The sequence below is a fragment of the Devosia insulae DS-56 genome (assembly GCF_000970465.2).
Classification (GTDB): Bacteria; Pseudomonadota; Alphaproteobacteria; order Rhizobiales; family Devosiaceae; genus Devosia_A; species Devosia_A insulae.
The window spans coordinates 1-4,376 of sequence record NZ_LAJE02000370.1; the positions used below are offsets into that span (position 1 = coordinate 1).

The 4,376-nt window shown below is 67.1% G+C and carries 3 protein-coding genes; all 3 read left to right on the top strand.

Features of this window, described 5'->3' with window-relative positions:
• Positions 1-1,876: portal protein (locus VW23_RS29165; RefSeq protein WP_069912212.1), on the top strand; the 1,876-nt coding region annotated here is incomplete at its 5' end.
• Positions 1,877-2,324: 448 nt separating this feature from the next.
• Complete coding sequence (locus VW23_RS25065; protein WP_069912213.1) at positions 2,325-3,092, top strand: hypothetical protein; 768 nt, start codon at positions 2,325-2,327, stop codon at positions 3,090-3,092.
• A 32-nt stretch (positions 3,093-3,124) separates the two neighbouring features.
• The gene (locus VW23_RS25070; protein ID WP_069912214.1) at positions 3,125-4,327 is read left to right on the top strand and encodes a phage capsid family protein; all 1,203 of its coding nucleotides are present in this window, start codon (positions 3,125-3,127) and stop codon (positions 4,325-4,327) included.
• The last annotated feature ends 49 nt before the right edge of the window (positions 4,328-4,376 follow it).

Here is a 4,376-nt window from a genome sequence, read left to right on the forward strand (position 1 = left end):
GAAGCAGGATTACCTGAGCTATCTCGACGGCAAGCGTGCCGAGATCGACGAGCAGCAGGAGGCGCGGCGCTATTATCATGGCGCGCACTGGACGGCGAAGCAGATCAAGACGCTGAACCAGCGGAAGCAACCCGTCGTCACCTACAACCGCATGGCGCGGAAGATCAACGCCGTGGTCGGCCTGCTCGAGCGGCAGCGCCAGGACCCCAAGGGCTATGCCCGCACGCCCAAGCATGAGGATGGCGCGGAGGTGGCGACCGCGGTGCTGCGCTATGTGCTCGACGAGCAGCGCTGGCAGGAAAAATCGCCGATCGCCGGGCTTAACGGCGCGGTCGACGGCATTGGCGGGCTCGAGCTGACGCTGGAAGCCGGCGACAAGGGCGATACCGAAATCGGCTTCGAAGTGGTCGAGCCCGCAGGGTTCTTTTACGACCCGACCTCGACCCGCGCCGATTTCTCCGATGCCGGCTATATGGGGATCGGCAAATGGGCCGATGCGGCGGAACTCCTCGCCGCCTTCCCCGACAAAGAGCGCGAGATCGGGGCTTCGGTGGACGTGGGCTCCGAGCTCACCAGCAACCCCGACAGCGACGATAACTGGGTGATGGGCGACGAACACCACCGCAGGGTGCGGGTGATCGACCACTGGTACAAGCGCGGCAACCAGTGGTGCTTTGCCATCTATACCGGCGCCGCCATCCTCGCCGAGGGCGAGAGTTATCTGCGCGACGAGAAGCGCCGGACGCTCTGCAAATACGTGATGTTTTCGGCCAATGTCGACCATGACGGCGACCGTTACGGCTTCTTCCGCAACATGAAATCGGCCCAGGACGAGATCAACCAGCGCCGCTCCAAGGGACTGCACACCAGCCAGTCACGCCGCATCGTCATCCGCGATGGCCAGGGGCTGGAGCCTGAAAAGATCCGCGCCGAGCTCGCCCGCCCCGATGGCGTGGTGGTGGTGCCGGTGGGCGCCGAGCTGCCGCAATTCGACGATGCGGCGCGCGGCGCCGAGCTGAACGCCAATCTCGGTTTCCTCGAGGAGGCGAAGCAAGAGATCGAGAATTACGGCTTCAACCCGGCGCTGATGGGCTCGGGCATCCAGGATATGAGCGGCCGCGCCATCGCGCTGCAGCAGCAGGCGGGGATTGCGGAGCTCGGCCCGTATCTGCTCGGCTATCGCGGCTGGAAACAGCGGGTCTATCGCGCCATCTGGAACGCAGTGCAGAGCCTCTGGACCGCCGAGCGCTGGATCCGCGTCACCGATGACGAGGGGCTGGGCAACTGGCTTTCGGTCAACCGGCTGGCGATCGACCCGGCGACGGGCATCCCCACCATCACCAATGCGCTCGGTTCGCTCGATGTCGACATCATCCTCGATGAGGGGCCCGACACCGTGACCATGCAGGCCGACACCAACGAGTCGGTGCGCCAGGCGCTGCAGGCGGTCGGCCCGCTGCTGCAGCCGGCAGTCGCCGCGGCGGCGCTGGAAGTGCTGATCGAAACCTCGTCGATGCCGGCTTCCGCCAAGAAGAAATTCCGCGATGCGACCCGGCAGCGGCCGCAACCGCCCGACCCCAGGGAACAGCAGGCCGCCATGCTGCAGCAGCAGGCGGCGATGCTGGAGCTGCAGGGCAAGGCGCTGGGCAACCGGAAGACCGAGGCCGAGACGATGAAGCTGATGGCGGAGGCCGAGGATATCGGCGCCGAGCGGGCGGCCGAAGGGCTGGAGCAGCGGATCGATGCAGTGGAACGGCAGGACGAGCTCATGTTCCGGCGCGAGGAACAGGATGCGCGGCGGGCTAACCGGCAGCTGGAGCTGGCGGGGCGGGCGCTGCAGGTGCAGGCGGCTGAGGTGCGGGCAAGGAACGACTGATAGAGACGGCCCCCTCCCATCCTCCCCCATAAAGGGGGAGGTGCCGCGCTGGTTCACCTGGCACGATCGAGGACAGAGCCTCGACTCTTCACCTCCCCCTTTATGGGGGAGGCCGGGAGGGGGCTGTCTCTATCAGTCGGGCTGCACCCCGCTGGGAAGCCCTGCGCGCTTGGCGCCCCTCACCCTAGCCCCTCTCCCCAGAGGGGCGAGGGGACGCACTTTGCGCGGACAGTGCCACATCGCCCCCTCGCCCCTCTGGGGAGAGGGCCGGGGTGAGGGGCAGCCAAGCACACCAGCCTTGGTGGCAAGCAAATCGCCGCCAAACACAATTTCCGTCCGCGCCACGATACGGGGCAACGGGCTGCCGGCGCCCTCCTGCCGGTTTCGCTGCACTCTCCGCGACAGTGAGGGTCACGCCAATCGGACGCGATAGTCCGGGAGACACGAGATGAACGACACTGAGACGGTCGACGATACCGCCTTGTTCAACGCTACCGTCACCGGTGAAGCGCCCGTGGCCGAAGTGGAACCGGTGATCGAGCCGGTCGCTGAACCGCGGCCCGAGCCTGCCATTCCCCCTGCCCGGCTGCGTGAAGAAGCCGATGCAAGGCGGGCGGCGGAGCGGGATCGGGATGAGCTGAAGCATCGGCTCACCCGGCTCGAGGCGCAGCTGCAGCCGCAGCACCAGGCGGCACGGCCACCGGAATTCTGGGACAACCCGGATGAATGGGGCCGCTCGCTGGTGACCCCGATCCACGAGCAGCTGTTCCAGCAGCGGCAGGGCGTCTCCCGCCTCCTGGCGGAAGAAAAGCATGGGTCGGACAATGTCAGGGCGGCCTACAACGCGCTCGGGCAGGCGATGCAGGCCGACCCGGCAGTGCAGACCGACTACCTCCGCATCATGCGCTCGAACCACCCCTATGGGGAGCTCGTCGCCTGGCACAAGAAGCGTCAGGCGTTCGATGAGATCGGCGGCGACCCCGCTGCCTATCGCAACCGCGTGCTCGACGAGGCGATGCGAGACCCCGAAGTCCAGCAGCGTTTCCTCGCCCAATTGCGCGGCGCTGCCCAGCCCAATATCGAAGCGCCCCGTCGTTCAGCCGTGCCGCATATCCCCTCGCTGCAAGGCATCGGCACCGCCGCCGGCCCCGCATCCGCGGCCGGCGACCCCTCCGATGCCGAGCTGTTCTCGGCAACCACCCGCCGGCGGCGTTAAGCGCACCCGGCTGAAATCAGGACCATCAAGCAATGGCTCTTTCTCCCAACCACCCCAATAATGAAGTGATCAAGTTCCGCCAGGATGTCGCCTATGACTTCCTGCGCTCGTCCCGCTTCGATGCCTATATGGGCGACGATTCCACCTCGGTGATCGTGCGCATGTCGGACCTCGAAGCCGACGGCAAGGAGATCCGCGTGCCGCTCGTCACCCAGCTTTCGGGCGATGGCGTCGGCGCCGGCACCCTGCGCGGCAACGAAGAGCAGATCGACAGCTACGGCATGCCGCTCTGGGCCGACTGGGCCAGAAACGCCGTGGCCAACAACCGGGCGCAGAACAAGGAGAGCTCGTTCTCGGTGCGCTCGACGGCGCGCAGCCTGCTGCGCGGCTGGTCGAAGCGGATCGTCCGCGACGACCTGGTCGATGCGCTGCTGTCGATCCCCACTTCGGCGATGCAGGCCGGCCGCTTCGGCAACCCCGGCAACCGCGTCAACGGCATCAAGTGGTCGGCGGCCACGGCCGGCAACAAGAATGCCTGGGTCACCGCCAACCCCGACCGCGTGGTGTTCGGCTCGGCGCTCTCCAACTACTCGACCACCTTCGCCACCGCGGTGGGGAATGTCGACGCGACCAATGACAAGATGTCGGCGGCGGTCGGGAGCCTCCTGAAGGACCAGGCCAAGCAGACCGGCGTCGACCCCAATAACCCGGGCGTCTATAACGGCCGGCCCAAGATCAGCCCCTATATGGAAGCCGAGGGCGACCAGGAATGGTTCGTCTGCTTCCTCGGCGCCCGCGGCTTCCGCGATCTGAAGGCCGACCCGGTGATGACCGCCGCCAACCGCGACGCCCGCAACCGCGAAGGGGGCGACCCGACCAAGACCAACCCGCTCTTTACCGGCGGCGCGCTGGTCTATGACGGGGTGATCTATGTCGAGATCCCCGAGATCACCCAGCGCCTGCTGCTGAAGGGCGCCGGCGCGGCGGGGATCGATGTCGAGCCGGTGTTCCTCTGCGGCCAGGGCGCGCTCGCCTATGCGCTCGGCCAGATGCCGCGGCCGACCACGCTCGAGGACGGCGACTACGACTTCGTCACCGGCATGGGCATCGAAGCCCAGTACGGCGTCGGCAAGATCGCCAAGGCCCCGCTGACGGCGGGCGCGTCGGCGACGATCGGCTCGCTGGTCGACTGGGGCGTGGTGACTGGGTTCGTTGCGGGGGTGGGGAATAGCTAAGGGGGGTAGCCCCCCTTCCGCACCGGCGGCAGTTGGAGTGCCTTCTCCC